The sequence below is a fragment of the Streptomyces sp. NPDC096132 genome (assembly GCF_044763345.1).
GTDB lineage: Bacteria > Actinomycetota > Actinomycetes > Streptomycetales > Streptomycetaceae > Streptomyces.
In genome coordinates this window covers 651,526-669,230 of record NZ_JBIWGA010000002.1, presented here as the reverse complement: position 1 = coordinate 669,230, position 17,705 = coordinate 651,526, and the positions used below count along the sequence as shown (strand labels likewise).

Below are 17,705 nucleotides of genomic sequence, written 5' to 3'. Positions count from 1 at the left end.
TCCCGGACACCACTCGAACAAAGAGGGTCTCACCGGACGCCCATGGCGAGACGCGTCCCCACCAGCGCCCGCGGCGAACTGTCCGGCACCCTCCGTACCGGATGCACCGTGTTCGCCAGCAGCACCGCGAAGGTGTCCGTCGCCGGGTCCAGGACCAGTGAGGTCCCGGTGAAGCCCGTGTGGCCGGCCGCGCCCTCGCCGGCCAGCTCGCCCATGAACCACGGCTGGTCCACGGCGAACCCCAGCCCCGGCGGGGTCAGCAGCAGCTCCACGAAGTCCGGGCCGAGGACGCGCGCGGGGCCGTAGGAGCCGCCCGCGAGCAGGGTGCGGCAGAAGACGGCCAGGTCACGGCCCGTGGAGAACAGGCCCGCGTGACCGGCCACCCCGCCCAGCGCCCACGCGTTCTCGTCGTGCACCACGCCCCGCAGCATCCCCCGGTCCGCCTTGGCCCACGGCCGCCGCTGGTCCTCGGTGGCCGCCGCGCCCGGGCAGGGCCCGAACCGGGTGGACGTCATCCCCAGCGGCCGGGTGATCCCCTCGTGCACCAGGACGTCGAGGGTGCGCCCGGTGAGGCGCTCCAGGAGCTGCTGGAGCAGCAGCATGTTCAGGTCGGAGTACACGTACGTCCCCGGCTCGCCGATCGGCGTCTCCGCGCGCAGCAGCTCCAGCCGCTCGGTGTCGTCCGCGCAGGCGTACAGCGGAAGCTCGGGGCGCAGCCCGGAGGTGTGGGTGAGGAGCTGGCGGACGGTGACGTCGTGGGCGGCGGCCCCGCGGAAGTCCGGCAGATAGGCGCCGACACGGGCGTTGATGCCCAGCGTGCCCCGCTCGATCTGCTGGACGGCCGCCACCGAGGTGAACAGCTTGGTGAGGGACGCCAGGTCGAAGGGGGTGCCGACGGTCATCGGGACGCGTGCGGCCGGCGGCAGCTCCACACCGGCGTCGGCCCGCGCGTCGTAGGCCTCGTACCGCACCGCCCAGCCCGCCGCCTCCTGTACGGCGATCACCGGGCCGCGTCCCGCGACGACCACCGCCCCCGCGGCCCACGGCCGGTCGCCGACGGTCAGGTCCATGACGTCGAGGACGAGGAGGCGCATCTCCTCGGGGTCGAGCCCCGCCCGCTCCGGGGTGTCGACACGCAGTCTCGGCGCGCTCAGTTCTCGGCTCCCTCCGCCCCCGTGTCCTTCCAGGGACGGCACATTCCCACGAAGCAGGCCAGCGCCACCAGTGCGGCCACCAGTTGGACGACGGCCATCGGGACGGCGGTGTGCTCACCGGCGATCCCGACGAGCGGGGAGGCGACCGCGCCGATGAGGAAGGAGGACGTGCCCAGGAGCGCGGAGGCGGACCCGGCGGAGTGACGGACCCGCATCAGGGCGAGGGTCTGCGCGTTGGGCAGCGTCACACCCATCGCGGACATCAGCACGAACAGCGCCGCCGCCACCGGGGTCAGGCCCACCTCGCCGAACGCTCCGGCCGCCATCAGCAGCAGCGCCGTCGCGGCCAGCGCCACCACCGAAAGACCGACGGCCAGCACCCGGTCCAGCCGGACCCGGCCCACCAGCACCTTGCCGTTGATCTGCCCGACCAGCACCAGCCCGACCGAGTTCGCGCCGAACAGCAGACCGAACGTCTGCGGGGAGGCGCCGTAGATCTCCTGCACCACGAACGGTGAGGCGCTGATGTACGCGAACAGCGCGGCGAAGGCGAAGCCGCCGGTCAGCATGTAGCCGGTGAAGGGCAGGTCGGCCAGCAGCCGGCGCATCGACCGCAGCGCCTCGCCGACCCCGCCCGCGTGCCGCTCGGCGGGCTCCAGCGTCTCCGGTAGCCTCGCCCACACCAGCGTGACCAGCGCCAGCCCCACCACGGTGAGCACCGCGAACACGCCCCGCCAGTCCGTCACCCGCAGGATCTGCGCGCCGATCAGCGGCGCCACCACCGGCGCCACCCCGGAGATCAGCATCAGGGTGGAGAAGAACCGGGCCATCGCCACACCGTCGTACAGATCACGGACCACGGCCCGCGCGATCACGATCCCGGCCGCGCCCGCGAGCCCCTGGGCCAGCCGGAACGCGATCAGCAGCTCCACGGTGGGCGCGAGGGCGCACAGCACCGTCGCCACGACGTACACCGCGAGACCGGCGAGCAGCGGGCGCCGGCGCCCCCACCGGTCGCTCATCGGCCCGACCACCAGCTGCCCCAGCGCCATGCCGGCCAGACAGGCGGTCAGCGTCAGCTGGACGGTCGCGGCGGGCGCGTGCAGCTGGCGGGTGACCTCCGGCAGGGCCGGGAGGTACATGTCCATCGACAACGGGGGAGTGGCGGTCAGACCGCCCAGCACCAGGGTGACCAGCAGACCGGTCCGGCGCCGCGCACGCGGGGGCGCGGCCGCGGCCGCCGTCTCCGACACCTTCGGTATCGCCCCGCCCTCCGGCATACGGCCGCCCCTCCCTCTGCCCTGTCTCCGCCACCTATGCTCTCAGCTCGAACGGACTGCTGGTACGGCCACGAGGGCGGGCGGGGTATGACGACGGACACGGTGCGGTGGGGAATCCTGGCGACCGGCGGGATCGCCGCCGCCTTCACGGCGGACCTGATCGACCTGCCCGACGCGGAGGTCGTCGCGGTCGCCTCGCGCACGGAGACCTCGGCGCGGGCCTTCGCCGAGCGCTTCGGGATCCCCCGGGCCCACGGCGACTGGGGCGCGCTCGCCGAGGACGAGGACATCGATGTCGTCTATGTCGCCACCCCGCACTCCGCGCACCGCACCGCCGCCGGGATGTGTCTGAAGGCAGGCCGGGGCGTGCTGTGCGAGAAGCCGTTCACGCTCAACGTGCGCGAGGCGGAGGAACTCGTCGCGCTGGCCCGGGACAACGGCCGCTTCCTGATGGAAGCCATGTGGATGTACTGCAACCCGGTCATCCGCCGCCTCAAGGCGCTCGTCGACGACGGCGCGATCGGTGACGTCCGCACGGTCCAGGCCGACTTCGGCCTCGAAGGCCCGTTCCCGCCCTCGCACCGGCTGCGCGACCCCGCCCAGGGCGGCGGCGCCCTCCTCGACCTCGGCGTCTACCCGGTCTCCTTCGCCCACCTCCTGCTCGGCGAACCCTCGGGCATCTCCGCCCAGGCCGTCCTCTCCGCCGAGGGCGTCGACCTCCAGACCGCCCTCGCGCTGTCCTGGGACTCCGGCGCGCTGGCCGCCCTGCACTGCTCGGTCACCGGCGGCACCGGCACCACCGCCTCCGTCACCGGCTCGCGCGGCCGCATCGACATCCCGTCCGGCTTCTTCCACCCCGACCGTCTGGTCCTGCACCGCGCCGGCCGCGACCCCGAGGAGTTCACCGCCGACCCGGCCGACGGGCCCCGCACCACGTTCCGGCACGAGGCCCGCGAGGTCATGCGCGCCCTGCGGGCCGGCGAGACCGAGTCCCCGCTGGTCCCGCTCGACGGCACCCTCGCGGTGATGCGCACGCTGGACGCGGTGCGGGACCGGATCGGGGTGCGCTACCCCCACGAGTAGGCCGTACCGTCGACCCATGGTCACCAAGCCCGTCAGACAGATCCCCGACACCAGCCGTCGCAGCGAGAGGTCCCGCCGCGCCATCTACGACGCGGCCCTCGCGCTGGTCGGCGAGGTCGGCTACCCGAAGACGACCATCGAGGGCATCGCCGCACGGGCCGGCGTGGGCAAGCAGACGATCTACCGGTGGTGGGGGTCCAAGGCGGACGTCCTGCTGGAGGCGTTCCTCGACCTCAGCGCACAGGCGGCGCGGGAGGCGGGCCAGGAGCCCTACGCCATCCCGGACACCGGCGACCTCGCCGCCGACATCAAGGCCGTACTGCGGGCCACCGTCGACCAGCTGAAGGACCCCAGGTTCGAGGCACCCTCCCGGGCCCTGGCCGCCGAGGGCGTGGTCAACGAGCAGGTCGGCCGGGAGTTCATGACCCAGCTGATGGAACCGGCCCTTCAGCTGTACGTCGACCGGCTGCGCGCGGCGCAGGAGGCCGGCCAGGTCCGCCCCGAGATCGACCCGCGCATCGCCCTCGAGTTCTTCGTCTCCCCCCTCGCCCAGCGCTGGCTCCAGTACACGGGACCGATCTCGTACGACTACACGGACACCCTCGTCGACTACGCCCTGTACGGACTCGCACCCCGCTGACGGGCTTTGCCCCGATTGGGGGTACGGGACCCCCGATGCGCAGGATGATGGGACCATAAGGCATGCTGTCCGCACCACAGCGAGGCGAGGGGACAGATGAGCGCGGAGTTCGGCGGCCCGAGCGGTCTGCGGGGCAGACTCACCCAGTGGCTGCGCGGAAGCGGCTCGACGGAAGCCGCCGGCGACGGCGGCCGTGAGGCCCTGCTGCTCGCCGCCGCCGGGGCTGGGCTGCCCCTCGCGCCCGCCGCCCACCCGGCCGCCGGCTACGGCTGTTCCTGCGACCGCGTCGGCTGTCCGACCCCGGCCCGCCACCCGATCTCCTTCGCCTGGCAGACCCAGTCCACCACCGACCGCGCCCAGATCGAGCGCTGGGCCCGCCACCAGCCGCAGGCCAACTTCATCACCGCGACCGGCATGACCCACGACGTCCTCGACGTACCGCTGGAGGCCGGCCGCGAGGCACTGGAGCGGCTGCTCGGCGCCGGCATCGAGGTCGGCCCGGTCGCCGAGAGCGACGACGGCCGCCTGCTGTTCTTCACCCTCACCCGCGGCACCCCCGAGGACGAGGACGAGTGGTGGCCCTGCGAACTGGACTGCCACCCCGAGACCATGGACGAACACCCCGGCCTACGCTGGCACTGCCGCGGCTCCTACGTCCTCGTACCCCCGGCCCGCCTGCCCGGCGACGACGGTCATTCCGTGCACTGGGTACGGGGCCCGGAGCACCCGCTACCGGACCCGCTGACCCTGTTGGAGACCCTTACGGACGCCTGCGCAAGGCACGCAGGCCAGGACCAGGCATCGACGGCATGGCCTCTACGCCGGTGACTGCAACTCCCTAAGGGGCGCGGGGAACTGCGCGACCAGCCACATCCGGCCCGCAGACAAACGACTACCTCACTCCCCTTTCGCGCCGGTCAACCCCTCCAACCGGCTCAGCATCGACACCGCCCCCTTCGCCGGATCCACGACGATCTGATTCGCCACGAACTCCATCGTCAGGGTCTGCTTGACCTCCCCGGTGGTCAACGCCCGCACACTCGCGTTGAGCGCCGGCACCGACGCCCCCGCCGCGGCCGTCTGCTTGACGTAGTGGTGCGTGCAGAAGAACACCAGCGCCCCGCCGTCCGCCGTCCGCAGCGCCAGCGGAGCGAACGCGCCGCTCGTCAGTGGCTCGTCGATGTACTGCTGCACCAGCCCCGGCTGCTCGGCGTTCTTCGCACGGGTCGTGCGCAGGTCAGTGGTGTACGCCCCGTCCGCGAACGTGCCCCCGCCGTCCTGCAGATAGCCGGCGTAGTCCTCGCTCAAGTCCTCGGGGGACACGGCCAGTCCGGCGGAGTCCGCCGGTACGGCCTCGGCCCAGCCGTCCTTGTCCTTGGTGAACTCCGGCATCGCCCCCGGCGTGACCAGCGTCAGATACGCCGCCTGCCACGGCTCGGAGAGGTCGCCGCGGGTGAACACCAGCACCCAGCGGGCGTCACCGCCCTTGTTGGCCTTGGCGTCGGCGACGAACCAGCGCGGCCAGCCCGCCTTCTTGGGGATCGTGTACGTCACGTCCGACAGCGCCAGCGGGGTGTGCCGCGGGTTGCCGTCCGGGTTGTTGGCCTTCCCGGCCTTCAACCGCGCCGCGTCGATGGCCCCGAGGGCGCCGGTGGTGTACTCGGCGTCCAGGGAACCGTCGTACGCCTTGTCGGCCTTGTTGTACGCGGTCGTGAACTGCTGCAACGCCTTCGCGGCTTCCGCCCGGGTGGCCGAGGGGAGCACCTCGCGCTCCCCGTGCACCACCACACAACCGCTCGCCGTCAACGACAAAGCGGTCGCGGAGGCCGCTATCAGTGCCCTCCGCTCAAGCCTGCGAAGCCTTCGAGGGCCGTGATCCCTGGTCGTCAGACGCGTCATCAGGTGCCTTCACCTTCCCCTTCCCGGAGGCGAACCCTACCGGGGAGAGGAACAGCGCGAGCGTCGGGACCAGGTACAGCAGCCACACCGTGACCTGGACGACCGTCGGATCGGGCTGGAAGTTGAACACGCCCTTCAGCAGCGTGCCGTACCAGCTGTCCGGCGGGATCGTGCCGCTGATGTCGAAGGCGAGGCTGTTCAGACCCGGGATCCAGTCGGCCTCCTGAAGGTCGTGGAAGCCGTACGCCAGCACGCCCGCGGCCACCACCACGAGCATGCCGCCCGTCCAGGTGAAGAACTTCGCGAGGTTGATTTTCAGCGCCCCGCGGTAGAACAGCCAGCCGAGGAACACCGCCGTCGCCAGGCCCAGGGCCACGCCGATCAGCGGGCGCGGGGTGCCGTCGCCGGCCGCGTGCACCGACGCCCACACGAACAGGGCGGTCTCCAGGCCCTCCCGGCCGACCGCGAGGAACGCGGTGGCGACCAGGGCGCCCGTGCCCAGGCGCAGGGCCGCGTCCAGTTTGCCGTGCAGCTCCGACTTCAGGTGCCGGGCGGTGCGCCGCATCCAGAACACCATCCAGGTCACCAGTCCCACCGCGAGGATGGACAGCGACCCGCCGAGCGCCTCCTGGGCCTGGAACGTCAGCTCCTGGGAGCCGAATTCGAGGACACTGCCGAAGCCCATCGCGATGAGGACGGCGATGGCGATACCGGTCCACACCGGCTTCAGCGCGTCCCGGCGGTCCGTCTTCACCAGGTAGGCGATGAGGATGCAGACGACGAGCGAGGCCTCCAGGCCCTCCCGCAGTCCGATCAGATAGTTGGAGAACACGGCTCAGGCCTCCTCGGAGAACAGCGTCCGGCCCCACCAGTCGTCCTTGTCCCGGACGCCCGGCGGCACGGCGAAGACCGCCGAACCCACGTGCTGGATGTACTCGTTGAGCGCGTCGGTCGCGAGATTGCGCTGGATGCGGATGAATCCGTTGCTCACGTCCCGCATGTAGGCCAGGAAGAACAGGCCCGCCTCCAGCCGCCCCAGACCGTCGGTGCCGTCGGTGAAGGAGTAGCCGCGGCGCAGGATCGTCGCCCCGTGGTTGGAGTCGGGGTGCGCGAGCCGTACGTGCGCGTCGGGCTTCATCGCCTTCAGGAACGGCTCGTCGCGTTCCTTCGCCTTGCCGACCGGCGCGCCCTCGCCCTTGTCCCGCCCGAAGATGTCCTCCTGCTCCTGCAGGGGGGTGCGGTCCCAGGTCTCGATGTGCATGCGGATGCGCCGGGCGACGAGATAGGACCCGCCCACCATCCAGTCGGGCCCGTCCTTCTCGGTCACCCACACGAACTTCTTCAGCCGGTCGGTCTCGGTCCCGGCGATGTTGCGGGTGCCGTCCTTGAAGCCCATCAGGTTGCGCGGGGTCTGCGCCTCCGGGGTGGTGGAGGAGGTCTTGCCGAACCCGAGCTGCGACCAGCGGATGGAGACCTTGCCCATGCCTATCCGGGCCAGGTTGCGGATGGCGTGCACGGCGACCTGCGGGTCGTCGGCACAGGCCTGGACGCACAGATCGCCGTTGGAGCGGTTCGCGTCCAGGGCGTCCCCGGCGAACTTGGGCAGGTCGACGAGCGCGTCGGGACGCCGGTCGGCCAGCCCGAACTTCGCGAAGAGGGACGGGCCGAAGCCGATGGTGAGCGTCAGCCGCGACGGCTTGAGCCCCAGGGCCTCACCGGTGTCGTCCGGCGGGGACTCGGCGAGTCCGCCGTACGCCCCGTCACCGACCGTCTTCCCGGCGGTCATCCGGTGCGCGGCCGCCGTCCACTCCTTGAGCATCCGCACGAACTCGGCGCGGTCGGTGGTGTCCACGTCGAACGCGGCGAAGTGCAGCCGGTCCTGCACGGGGGTGGCGATGCCGGCCTGGTTGACGCCGTGGAAGGCGACGGCGGCGCCCGTCTCGGCGGCCGTCGGCTCGACGTCGTCGCCGGTGCGGGTCATCGCCACCGCGCCGGCGGCCGCGACGGCGCCGAGCGCGAGCCCGGCACCGCCCCAGCCGATCAGCGAACGACGGGTCGGACTGCTGCCCTGGGTCTCGGTCATGATGTGTCGCCCCCTACTTCACCACGGCCGCGGCGAGCTTCGAGAGGGGCTCCGCGAGCGCGTTCACCGCGTCCGAGAGCTCCTTGCGCTGGGCCTCGGTGACCTTGTCGTAGGAGACGAAGTCGTACGAGGTCTTGTCCGCGCGGTACTTGTCCAGCAGCGTGTTCAGCGCCGCGAACCGCTTGTCGAGCTCGGTGGTCAGCGCCGCGTCGTTCGTCTGCGCGACCGGCTTGAGCAGCTCGTACGCCTTCTGCGCGCCCTCGACGTTGGCCTTGAAGTCGGAGAGGTCGGTGTGCGAGTAGCGGTCCTCCTCGCCGGTGACCTTGCCGGTGGCGACCTCGTCGAGCAGTTCCTTGGCGCCGTTGGCCATGGAGGTCGGGGTGATCTCCGCCTTGCCGACCCGCTTCTGCCAGTCCTCCAGGTCGGTGACGAGCTGACCGGCGACGGTCTTCTCCTCGTCACCGATCTTCTTGTCCTGCCAGAGGGCCTTCTCCAGGCGGTGCCAGCCGGTCCACTTCTGACCGTCCTCGAGGCCGTCCTCGCGGGTGTCGGTCAACGGGTCGATGTCACCGAAGGACTCGGCGATCGGCTCGGTGCGCTCCCAGCCGAGGCGCGAGGGCGCGTAGGCCTTCTTGGCGGCTTCGAGGTCGCCCGCCTTGATGGCCTCGGTGAAGGTCTTGACGAGCGGGATGGTGGCGTCGGCCTGCTCCTGGGCGTACTCGCGGTAGTCGGCGACGGCCTTGTCCAGCTTCGGGTTGCGCTTGGCGGCCGTGCCGCCGGTGACCTTGAGGTCCTGGCGGATGCCGGTGCCCTTCATGCCGGGCTTGCAGGCGATCTGGTAGTCGCCGGCCTTCACCTCGGCGGTGACGCGCTGCTTGGTCCCGGGCCCGATGTTCTCCCGCTCGGTCACCACCCGGTCGTCCGGGAACAGCACGTACACCTCGGTGACCTTGGAGCCCTTGTTCTCGATGGCCAGCTCGACGTGCCCGGCGGATATCTCCTTCTTGGAGGTCTCGCACTTGGAGTCGGTGGCGGTCACGTTGATGACCCGGTCGCCGTCCTTGGCGTCGCTCTTCGAGGTGCAGCCCGTGACGGCGGTGACTGCGGTCACGGCGGCTACGGCGGTGAGGACGGACAGTCTGGCGGCTCGCATTCGGGCTCCCAGCGATGGCTGAATATTCACGTGACAGGACTCACGAGGATTGGTGAGCCTCGCCTAACTTATCCAAGGCTTACCTGCGTAATACCCGCCCGTGCCGTGATTCAGCTCTCATAGACGCTGTAAGAGCACGAGCCGATCACGGTGGCTCAAAACGGACCCCAACAGAAGGTCAAAGGTGATTCAAAGATTCCGCTTGGGGGTGACGAGCAGGGCCCCCGTCCGTGGATGCGGAAGCACTTCGACCGCCTGGTCGTAGACGTCACTGAGCAGCCGCTCCCCGAACACCTCACCCGGAGCCCCGTCCGCGGCGACGGCACCGCCGTGGAGAATCGCGACCCGGTGCGCGTAGGCGGCGGCGAGCCCCAGATCGTGCAGCACCACGACCACCGCGTCCCCCTCCCGCGCCCGCTCGCGGCACACCCGCAACACCAGCTCCTGATGCTTCAGATCCAGCGCGGCGGTCGGCTCGTCGAGCAGCAGCAGCGGCGCCCGCTGCGCGAGCACCCGCGCCAGCGCGACCCGGGCCCGCTCGCCCCCGCTCAACGCGGAGAACGGCCGCCCCGCGAACGCGCTCACCTCCGTCGCCTCCATCGCCGCGGCGACCGCGAGGTCGTCCTCGGCCGGCGAGGAGGCGTGCGGCGCCCGCCCCATCCGTACGACGTCCTCCACCAAGAAGGGGAACGACAGCGCCGCCGCCTGCGGCAACACGGCCCGCCGCAACGCCAGTTCGGGCGCCGTCCACTCCACGGCCGACCGCCCGTGAACCCGTACGACCCCTTCGGCGGGCGCCAGATCCGCGGCGAGAGCCGCCAGCAACGTCGACTTCCCGGCCCCGTTGGGCCCCACGAGCGCGAGCACCTCCCCGGCCCGCACGACGACATCCACCCCCCGCAGCACCTCCCGTCCCCCAAGCCGCACCCGAAGCCGGACGGCCTCGGCGAGCACCTCCCCCGGGGCGGGGCGCGCGGGAGGGGCCGGCCGGTGACGAAGAAGTCTCATGCGGGGCTCCTTGAGGAGAGGGGCGCCGACAGGCTGGGCGCCGCCGGGCTGCGCCGCGCGCTGGGCGCCGGTGCGGCGGGAGGGAGGGGGTGGGACGGTGCTGTGGAGGGAGGGGGCTGGGGGCGGCTGGTGGCGAGGGAGCCGGGGTTGGAGCGGTGGGGAGGGTGGGGGCGTCGGGGTCCTGGGGCGGAGCCCCGGACCCCGAGGGGCGCGGGGCTGTGTCGATATGCGGCTCCGCCGCGCGGGCGCGACCGGCTACGGACGGCCCGCGGACGCACCACGACGGCCCCCCGAACGGCGCTCCGCGTCACGCGGAGGCTCATGCCCAGCCGCCCTGGCGGCGCCGGGTCCGGCGGAGCAGCCAGAAGAAGAACGGGCTGCCCAGGAGTGCGGTCAGGACACCCAGTGGCAGCTCCGCAGGCGCGGCGAGGGTCCGCGACGCGAGGTCCGCGGTGAGGAGGACGAGGGCGCCCAGCAAGGCGCTGCCCGGCACCAGGAACCGGTGACCCGGCCCCGCCGCCATCCGCAGCAGATGCGGCACCACGAGCCCGACGAACCCGATGATCCCGGACACGCTCACCGCCGCCGCCGTCAGCAACGCGATCACCAGGATCAGCACCATCCGCAACCGCTCCACCTCCACCCCCAGATGCCGGGCCGGCCGCTCCCCGAGCGCCAGCAGGTCCAGCCGCCGTGAGTGGAAGGGCGCCACGGCCAGCCCGACCACCGCACACGGCAGCACCGCCAGCACCTTCGGCCAGGTCGCCTGCGACAGCGAACCCAGCTGCCAGAAGGTGATCTGCTGGATCGCCGCCGCGTCCGCGAAGAACAGGAACAGCCCGATCAGCGCCCCCGCGAACGCGTTCACGGCGATCCCGGTGAGGATCAGCGTCACCACCTCGGTCCGCCCGCCGGAGCGCGACATGGCGTACACCAGCAGCACGGTCCCGAGCCCGGCGAGGAACGCGAACGCCGACACCGTCCAGGTCCCGAGGACGTTCACCCCGAACGCGATCGCCGCGACCGCCCCCACCGCCGCGCCCGAGGAGATCCCGATGACGCCCGGCTCGGCGAGCGGATTGCCGAACACGCCCTGCATCAGGGCCCCCGCGCACCCCAGCGAGGCCCCGACGAGCAGCGCCAGCACGATCCGCGGGAACCGCACGTTCCACAGCACCGACTCCGCGACCCGGTCCAACTCCCCGCCCCCGAGCCCGATCCGGTGCTGCACGGAGGCCAGTACGTCCCCGACCGGGATCGGATACGCCCCCAGGGCCCCGGCCGACGGCACGACCAGGAGCAGCGCCAGGACCAGCCCCGCGGTGATCAGCCAGGCGGCGCCACGTCTCTTGACAGTCATGGGGGTCATATTAGGTTAGCCTTACCTACATAAGAGGCCCGGCCGGTGCGGTGCTTCAATTTCCGGGTGACTGATTACGACGTGCTCCGCGTCTTCTGCGCGCCGAACGGCGGCTACGGCAACGAACTGGGCGTGGTCCGCGAAGGCTCGGTGCTGCCGGACCGCGAGGACCGCCAGGCCCTCGCGGCGAAACTCGGCTTCAGTGAGACGGTGTTCGTCGACGACCCCGAGCGCGGGGTCATCGACATCTACACGCCCAGCCTGCGCCTGCCGTTCGCGGGCTACCCCTGCGTCGGCGCGGCCTGGTTGCTCGACGTGCCCGAACTGGTCACCCCGGCCGGGGTGGTGGGCGCACGTCTGGACGGGGAGTTCAGCTGGATCGAGGCGCGGGCGGAGTGGGTCCCGCCGCGCACGTTCCGTCAGTACGGCAGCGCCGCCGAGATCGACGACCTGAGCGTGCCGCCGCCCGGCGAGTGGATCTACGCCTGGGCCTGGGAGGACGAGCCGGCCGGCCGGATCCGCGCCCGCGGTTTCCCGGGCCGTGGCGACGGCGTCGAGGAGGACGAGGCGACCGGCGCGGCGGCACTCCTGCTCACCGAGCGGCTCGGCCGCGCCCTGAACATCACCCAGGGCGCAGGCTCCCAGATCCTGACGGCCCCGCAGCCGTACGGGTGGGTGGAGATCGGCGGCCGGGTGTACCTGGAGGGCGCAGAGCGCTGAGCGCCGGACGATACGGCCGACTGCGGGCGTCCATGGTGAATCGGACGTCCGTACGGGTGGTCCCGCGTGTGCGCCCGGAGGCGAACGGTTACCTCTGGGCGTGACCACTCCGCCTCCTTGAGAGGAGCATCATGCGTATCCGATCGGTCCTGGCCGCAACCGTCCTGGGGCTCGCCCTGGCCGCCACCGGCGCGACGAGCGCCGTCGCCGACGACGGGCCCCACTACGGCAAGGAGCACCACGACAAGGGCCATTACGGCAAGGACCACGGCCACAAGGACTACGGCCACAAGGATCACGGCGACAAGGACTACGGCGACAAGGACTACGGCCACAAGGACTACGGCCACAAGGACCACGGTTACAGCGACTACGGCGACAAGGACTACGGCCACAAGGACCACGGCTACAAGGACTACGGCCACAAGGGCTACGGCAAGGACCACTACGGCCACAAGTACTACGGCCACAAGTGCAGCCCGTACTTCGGCAAGGTCAAGAACGGCTACAGCGAGATCTTCTGGGGTGGCGCGCACTGCGGCTGGTGACCGGCGTGACCCACGGCACCGGGCCCCTTCCCATCACGGGGAAGGGGCCCGGCCCGTGCTCGGCGGCCGTCGGCGGGCTCAGGCCGACAGCGGGAACTCCTCGCCCAGCGCCCGGAACACGGCCGTGTTGAGCGCGAAGGCCCGCTTGCACTCGGCGACGATCCGCTGCTTCTCCAGGTCGTCCGCCCGCACCCCGTCCAGCAGTTCGCGGTAGTCCCGCTTGAACGCCGCCGGGTTGCCGATCCCCTCGAAGACGTAGAAGCGGACGCCGTCGCCCTTCTTCTCGAAGCCCCAGGTCCGCTCCGCCCTGTCGCGGATGATCTGGCCGCCGGAGAGGTCGCCGAGGTAGCGCGTGTAGTGGTGGGCGACATACCCGGCGGGCCACCGCTCGGCGCACTCCCGCACCCGGTCCGCGTACGCCCGCGTCGCCGGCAGGGCCGACAGTCCGGCCCGCCAGTCGGCACCCCGCAGATGGGCCAGGTCCCGCTCCAGCGCGGCCAGCCGGAACAGCTCGGGCCGCACGAAGGGCCCGGCCACCGGGTCCGACGCCAGCCGCTCGGTGCCGGTCTCCAGCGCCTCGTACACGAACCACAGCTGTTCGGTGTAGCGCGCGTAGGCGTCGACCCCCAGCCTGCCGCCGAGGAGGTCGCCCATGAACGTCGAGGTCTCGGCCTCCATGTGCTGCTCGTGGGAGGCGGTGCGGATGACGGTCGAGAAGGAGTCCATACGACCTATCCTCTAAGGTAAGGCTTACCTAAGTCAATGCTTTTGCCGACGACCTGTCGGTAAAACCGTACAAGAAAAAGCCCGCTCCCGACGGGGAGCGGGCCTTCGATTCCTACGGCAGGGTGAGGATCTCCGCCCCGGTGTCCGTCACCACCAGCGTGTGCTCGAACTGGGCGGTCCGCCTGCGGTCCTTGGTCACCACGGTCCAGCCGTCGTCCCACATGTCGTAGTCGTGCGTCCCGAGCGTCAGCATCGGCTCGATCGTGAAGGTCATCCCCGGCTGGATCACGGTCGTCGCGTGCGGGCTGTCGTAGTGCGGGATGATCAGTCCCGAGTGGAACGACGAGTTGATCCCGTGCCCGGTGAAGTCCCGGACCACGCCGTACCCGAAGCGCTTCGCGTACGACTCGATCACCCGGCCGATGATGTTGATCTGGCGTCCCGGCCTGACCGCCTTGATCGCGCGGTTCAGCGACTCACGGGTCCGCTCCACCAGCAGCCGGCTCTCCTCGTCGACGTCCCCCACCAGGTACGTCGCGTTGTTGTCGCCGTGCACCCCGCCGATGTACGCCGTCACGTCGAGGTTGACGATGTCGCCGTCGCGCAGCACCGTCGAGTCCGGGATGCCGTGGCAGATGACCTCGTTGACGCTGGTGCACAGGGACTTGGGGAAGCCGCGGTAGCCGAGCGTGGACGGGTAGGCGCCGTGGTCGCACATGTAGTCGTGCGCCACCTTGTCCAGTTCGTCGGTGGTGACCCCCGGCGCGATCAGCTTCGCGGCCTCCGCCATCGCCCGCGCGGCGATCCGCCCGGCGACACGCATCGCCTCGATCGTCTCCGGAGTCTGCACCTCCGGACCCTTGTACGGCGTCGGCGCCGGCTTGCCGACGTACTCGGGGCGACGGATGTTTCCGGGCACGGAACGGGTGGGGGACAGCTCCCCGGGCACGAGCAGCGACTGGCCAGACATGCCAGCGAGTCTAACCAGCGGTCGCGGGGGAACATGTGGGTGGCGAGAGGAGCCGGTCATGCCCCTGTTCAAAAGGCGCGTCACGGGAAAGCCGGGCGAGTGGTACTACTGCCTGGAACACAAGAAGGTCGAGGAAGGGCCGGAGTGCCCGGGCAAGGACCGCTTCGGCCCCTACGCCTCCAGGCAGGAGGCCGAGCACGCGATGGAGAGCGCCCGCGAGCGCAACCTCCAGTGGGAGAACGACCCCAGGTGGCACGACGCCCCCGCGGGCAACCCGTCCGACGACGACTGATCAGGCCGATCGGGTCGATCAGGTGCCGGTCACGGGCGCGGCCGCGCGCTGCTCGCGCAGCCGCGCCGCGTGCTCGTCGGTCCGCACGTCGTAACGCATCAGCCCCGGCAGGCACAGCGCCAGCAGCCCCACGGCACCGACGCACAGCACCCCGCCCGACCAGACGGACGTCCGTACCCCGAGCCAGGCCGCGAACCCACCGGAGCGGACCTGGCCGACCGTCGGCCCCACCGAGTACGACAGCAGCTCGATCCCGGCGAGCCGTCCGCGCAGCTCGTCCGGGATCGTCTGGTTCCACATCGCGCCCCGGAAGATCCCGCTGACCATGTCGCAGCCGCCCGCGAAGGTGAGACACAGCAGCGCAAGCCAGACGTTGCCGACCAGCCCGGCACCCGCGATCGCCACACCCCACAGCGCGGCCGAGACGACGACGGCCCGCCCGTGCCGGTGCACCCGCGCGGTCCAGCCGCTCGTCAGGCTCACCAGCATCGACCCGGCCGGCACCGACGCGTACATCAGCCCCAGCGACCACTCGGCATCCAGCTCGTCGGCGAGGAACGGCAGCACGGCGAGCGGCATGGCGAGGAACATCGCGGCCAGGTCGACGGCGTACGTCCCGAGCAGCTCCTTGCGGCCCCAGGCGTACCGGGCGCCCTCCGCTATCGCCCTCAGGGACGGCTTCGCCGCCTCGTGCGCGGCGGGGGAGGAGGCGATCCGCACGACGAGGGCGAGCGAGACGAAGAAGGTGAGGGCGTCGGCGCCGTACGCCCAGCCGAGCCCCGCGTAGGCGACGACGATCCCGGCCACCGCCGGTCCGGCCACCCCGCCGACGGTCCAGCGCAGCGAGTTGAGCGAGGCGGCGGCCGGCAGGTGCTCGTGGGCGACGATCCGCGGCCACAGCGAGTCCATCGCGGGCCGCTGCACGGAGTACAGGACGGCGGAGAGACCGGCGACGACATAGAGCGGCCATACGGCGGGCTCCGGGAGCAGCGCGTTGACCAGCAGCGCGGCACTGAGCAGCCCCTGCCCGGCCTCCGTCCACACGATCAGCGTCCGCTTGTCGAGCGCGTCCGCGAGGGCCCCTCCGTACAGCCCGAACACCACCAGCGGTACGACCTCCACCGCGCCGATCGCCCCCACCGCCGCGGCCGACCCCGTCAGCTCCTTCAACTGCACCGGCAGCGCGACGAACGTCAGGAAACTCCCGAAGTTGGAGATCAGCCCCGAGAACCAGAGCCGCCGGAAGTCGACGGAGGCCCGCCAGGGGGCGAGGTCGGGGAGCAGTGCGCGCAGGGAGTCGGAAGCCACGAGGGGTCATGGTTGGGGGAGCGGGGGAGGAGGGCAACGGGTTTTTCGGGTGCGAAGGTCACCATGGGGGAGGGGGCGGGGCCGTCAGGGACTCCGCCAGCCTCGAGAGCCGGTCACGGAAACTCCGCCGCGTCCGCGCGGAGCGCCCCGCGTTCTCGCCCGCCGCCGCGCTGACCAGGTGCTGCACGGTGTCCAGGTCCAGCTCCGAGCCGTCCGGCACGGTCAGCGCCTCATGGGCCAGGCCCGTCAGCTCGCCCTCGCCGGGGCCGAGGGCCAGCACGGTGAGCCCGGCCCGCCGCGCGTCGGACACCCGCTCCAACAGCGCCGTGTCCTCGTCCGGCGAGGCCACCAGCAGCGTCTCGCCCCGCCGGGCCGCCTCGATCCGGCCGAGGCCCACCGCGAGGTGCGCGGGGTCGGAAGGGCGCGCGTGATGCCGTACGAGAGTCGGCGCCAGCTCCGGCGTACCGGACCACGCGGCCTCGTCCACCAGATGCGCCGCGAGATGCCAGGGCTCGTACCGCGCCGTCCCCACCAGCAGCAGTCCGCCCCCGTGCGCGACCACCGACCCCCGCAGCACCGCGCCGAACCTCCGCGTGGCCCCCAGCCACTGTGTCCCGGCGAGCACCTCGCGCAGCAGCGCGACCCGTACGGCGTCCATGCGGCCGCATACTGCCCCAGTCGGCCACCGCCGGCGCGGGGTTCGCCCCTCATTCACCCAGCACGGCGAAGGGGCGTCCGGCGCGCCCACGTAAAGTCGGCCCATGACCTCTACCGACAGTGCACACAACGCCCCCGCGAAGGCCCCCGCCAAGGACCCGTGGGACCTTCCCGACGTCTCCGGCCTCGTCGTCGGTGTGCTCGGCGGAACCGGCCCGCAGGGCAAGGGCCTCGCCTACCGCCTCGCCAAGGCCGGCCAGAAGGTGATCATCGGCTCGCGCGCCGCCGACCGCGCGCAGGCCGCCGCCGCGGAGCTCGGCCACGGCGTCGAGGGCGCCGACAACGCCGAGACCGCCCGCCGCAGCGACATCGTGATCGTCGCCGTGCCGTGGGACGGCCACGGCAAGACCCTGGAGTCCCTGCGCGAGGACCTGGCGGGCAAGCTCGTCGTCGACTGCGTCAACCCGCTCGGCTTCGACAAGAAGGGCGCCTACGCGCTCAAGCCCGAGGAGGGCAGCGCCGCCGAGCAGGCCGCCGCCCTGCTGCCGGACTCCCGGGTCACCGCCGCCTTCCACCACCTCTCGGCGGTCCTGCTCCAGGACCCGGAGATCGAGGAGATCGACACCGATGTGATGGTCCTCGGCGAGGAGCGCGCCGACGTGGAGATCGTGCAGGCGCTGGCCGGCCGGATCCCCGGGATGCGCGGCGTCTTCTCGGGGCGCCTGCGCAACGCCCACCAGGTGGAGTCCCTGGTCGCCAACCTGATCTCGGTCAACCGCCGCTACAAGGCGCACGCGGGACTGCGGGTCACGGACGTCTGAGCA

19 protein-coding genes are annotated in these 17,705 nt (G+C 71.7%); 7 read left to right on the top strand and 12 right to left on the bottom strand.

What is annotated here, in order from left to right; all coding sequences use genetic code 11:
• Positions 1 to 29: 29 nt before the first annotated feature.
• Positions 30 to 1,196, bottom strand: a complete 1,167-nt coding sequence (locus ACIRF9_RS07380) for a serine hydrolase domain-containing protein (protein WP_403817715.1) — start codon at positions 1,194 to 1,196, stop codon at positions 30 to 32.
• Complete coding sequence (locus ACIRF9_RS07375; protein WP_403817712.1) at positions 1,151 to 2,434, bottom strand: multidrug effflux MFS transporter; 1,284 nt, start codon at positions 2,432 to 2,434, stop codon at positions 1,151 to 1,153. Before ACIRF9_RS07375 ends, ACIRF9_RS07380 begins: the two co-directional genes overlap by 46 nt.
• A gap of 87 nt (positions 2,435 to 2,521) precedes the next feature.
• On the opposite strand from ACIRF9_RS07375, the gene ACIRF9_RS07370 reads away from it, so the two are divergent.
• The 3 genes from ACIRF9_RS07370 to ACIRF9_RS07360 all read left to right on the top strand — a co-directional run bounded on the left by ACIRF9_RS07370 (position 2,522) and on the right by ACIRF9_RS07360 (position 4,985).
• On the top strand, positions 2,522 to 3,517 hold the full coding sequence (locus tag ACIRF9_RS07370; RefSeq protein ID WP_403817709.1) for a Gfo/Idh/MocA family protein: 996 nt from the start codon (positions 2,522 to 2,524) through the stop codon (positions 3,515 to 3,517).
• Between the two features lie 16 nt (positions 3,518 to 3,533).
• A complete protein-coding gene (locus ACIRF9_RS07365; protein WP_403817706.1) occupies positions 3,534 to 4,157 on the top strand; it encodes a TetR/AcrR family transcriptional regulator in 624 nt (207 codons plus the stop codon).
• Between the two features lie 96 nt (positions 4,158 to 4,253).
• The gene (locus tag ACIRF9_RS07360; protein ID WP_403817703.1) at positions 4,254 to 4,985 is read left to right on the top strand and encodes a bifunctional DNA primase/polymerase; all 732 of its coding nucleotides are present in this window, start codon (positions 4,254 to 4,256) and stop codon (positions 4,983 to 4,985) included.
• 69 nt (positions 4,986 to 5,054) lie between these two features.
• On the opposite strand, the gene ACIRF9_RS07355 is transcribed toward ACIRF9_RS07360, so the two are convergent.
• The 6 genes from ACIRF9_RS07355 to ACIRF9_RS07330 all read right to left on the bottom strand — a co-directional run bounded on the left by ACIRF9_RS07355 (position 5,055) and on the right by ACIRF9_RS07330 (position 11,660).
• Entirely contained in the window at positions 5,055 to 6,056 is a 1,002-nt protein-coding gene (locus ACIRF9_RS07355; protein ID WP_403817700.1) for a hypothetical protein, read from the bottom strand.
• On the bottom strand, positions 6,004 to 6,888 hold the full coding sequence (gene efeU / locus ACIRF9_RS07350) for an iron uptake transporter permease EfeU (RefSeq protein ID WP_403817697.1): 885 nt from the start codon (positions 6,886 to 6,888) through the stop codon (positions 6,004 to 6,006). Before efeU ends, ACIRF9_RS07355 begins: the two co-directional genes overlap by 53 nt.
• A 3-nt stretch (positions 6,889 to 6,891) precedes the next feature.
• The gene (efeB, locus tag ACIRF9_RS07345) at positions 6,892 to 8,139 is read right to left on the bottom strand and encodes an iron uptake transporter deferrochelatase/peroxidase subunit (RefSeq protein ID WP_403817694.1); all 1,248 of its coding nucleotides are present in this window, start codon (positions 8,137 to 8,139) and stop codon (positions 6,892 to 6,894) included.
• 13 nt (positions 8,140 to 8,152) lie between these two features.
• Positions 8,153 to 9,292 carry an iron uptake system protein EfeO gene (gene efeO / locus ACIRF9_RS07340; protein ID WP_403817691.1) on the bottom strand — a complete coding sequence of 380 codons (1,140 nt, stop codon included), beginning with the start codon at positions 9,290 to 9,292 and terminating at the stop codon, positions 8,153 to 8,155.
• A 189-nt stretch (positions 9,293 to 9,481) separates the two neighbouring features.
• Positions 9,482 to 10,300, bottom strand: a complete 819-nt coding sequence (locus ACIRF9_RS07335) for a heme ABC transporter ATP-binding protein (protein ID WP_403817688.1) — start codon at positions 10,298 to 10,300, stop codon at positions 9,482 to 9,484.
• 319 nt (positions 10,301 to 10,619) lie between these two features.
• Positions 10,620 to 11,660 carry a FecCD family ABC transporter permease gene (locus ACIRF9_RS07330; protein WP_403817685.1) on the bottom strand — a complete coding sequence of 347 codons (1,041 nt, stop codon included), beginning with the start codon at positions 11,658 to 11,660 and terminating at the stop codon, positions 10,620 to 10,622.
• Between the two features lie 66 nt (positions 11,661 to 11,726).
• On the opposite strand from ACIRF9_RS07330, the gene ACIRF9_RS07325 reads away from it, so the two are divergent.
• Together ACIRF9_RS07325 and ACIRF9_RS07320 are read left to right on the top strand one after the other, a co-directional pair.
• On the top strand, positions 11,727 to 12,380 hold the full coding sequence (locus ACIRF9_RS07325; protein WP_403817682.1) for a PhzF family phenazine biosynthesis protein: 654 nt from the start codon (positions 11,727 to 11,729) through the stop codon (positions 12,378 to 12,380).
• A 131-nt stretch (positions 12,381 to 12,511) separates the two neighbouring features.
• Positions 12,512 to 12,928 carry a hypothetical protein gene (locus ACIRF9_RS07320; RefSeq protein ID WP_403817680.1) on the top strand — a complete coding sequence of 139 codons (417 nt, stop codon included), beginning with the start codon at positions 12,512 to 12,514 and terminating at the stop codon, positions 12,926 to 12,928.
• Between the two features lie 78 nt (positions 12,929 to 13,006).
• Here the strand turns inward: ACIRF9_RS07320 and ACIRF9_RS07315 are convergent, their stop codons facing one another.
• Together ACIRF9_RS07315 and map are read right to left on the bottom strand one after the other, a co-directional pair.
• Positions 13,007 to 13,654 carry a heme oxygenase (biliverdin-producing) gene (locus tag ACIRF9_RS07315; RefSeq protein WP_403817677.1) on the bottom strand — a complete coding sequence of 216 codons (648 nt, stop codon included), beginning with the start codon at positions 13,652 to 13,654 and terminating at the stop codon, positions 13,007 to 13,009.
• 112 nt (positions 13,655 to 13,766) lie between these two features.
• Positions 13,767 to 14,624, bottom strand: coding sequence for a type I methionyl aminopeptidase (gene map / locus ACIRF9_RS07310; protein ID WP_403817674.1), 858 nt, complete (start codon positions 14,622 to 14,624; stop codon positions 13,767 to 13,769).
• A 58-nt stretch (positions 14,625 to 14,682) separates the two neighbouring features.
• Between map and ACIRF9_RS07305 the strand changes: the two genes are divergently transcribed.
• Complete coding sequence (locus ACIRF9_RS07305; protein WP_403817671.1) at positions 14,683 to 14,916, top strand: hypothetical protein; 234 nt, start codon at positions 14,683 to 14,685, stop codon at positions 14,914 to 14,916.
• An 18-nt stretch (positions 14,917 to 14,934) separates the two neighbouring features.
• Here ACIRF9_RS07305 and ACIRF9_RS07300 read toward each other — a convergent pair whose 3' ends face one another.
• Both ACIRF9_RS07300 and ACIRF9_RS07295 read right to left on the bottom strand, forming a co-directional pair.
• A complete protein-coding gene (locus ACIRF9_RS07300) occupies positions 14,935 to 16,224 on the bottom strand; it encodes an MFS transporter (RefSeq protein ID WP_403817668.1) in 1,290 nt (429 codons plus the stop codon).
• Positions 16,225 to 16,282: 58 nt separating this feature from the next.
• Positions 16,283 to 16,882 (bottom strand): hypothetical protein, encoded by a 600-nt coding sequence (locus ACIRF9_RS07295; protein ID WP_403817666.1) that lies wholly within the window; start codon positions 16,880 to 16,882, stop codon positions 16,283 to 16,285.
• Between the two features lie 103 nt (positions 16,883 to 16,985).
• On the opposite strand from ACIRF9_RS07295, the gene npdG reads away from it, so the two are divergent.
• Positions 16,986 to 17,702 (top strand): NADPH-dependent F420 reductase, encoded by a 717-nt coding sequence (gene npdG, locus ACIRF9_RS07290; protein WP_403817663.1) that lies wholly within the window; start codon positions 16,986 to 16,988, stop codon positions 17,700 to 17,702.
• Positions 17,703 to 17,705: the final 3 nt, after the last annotated feature.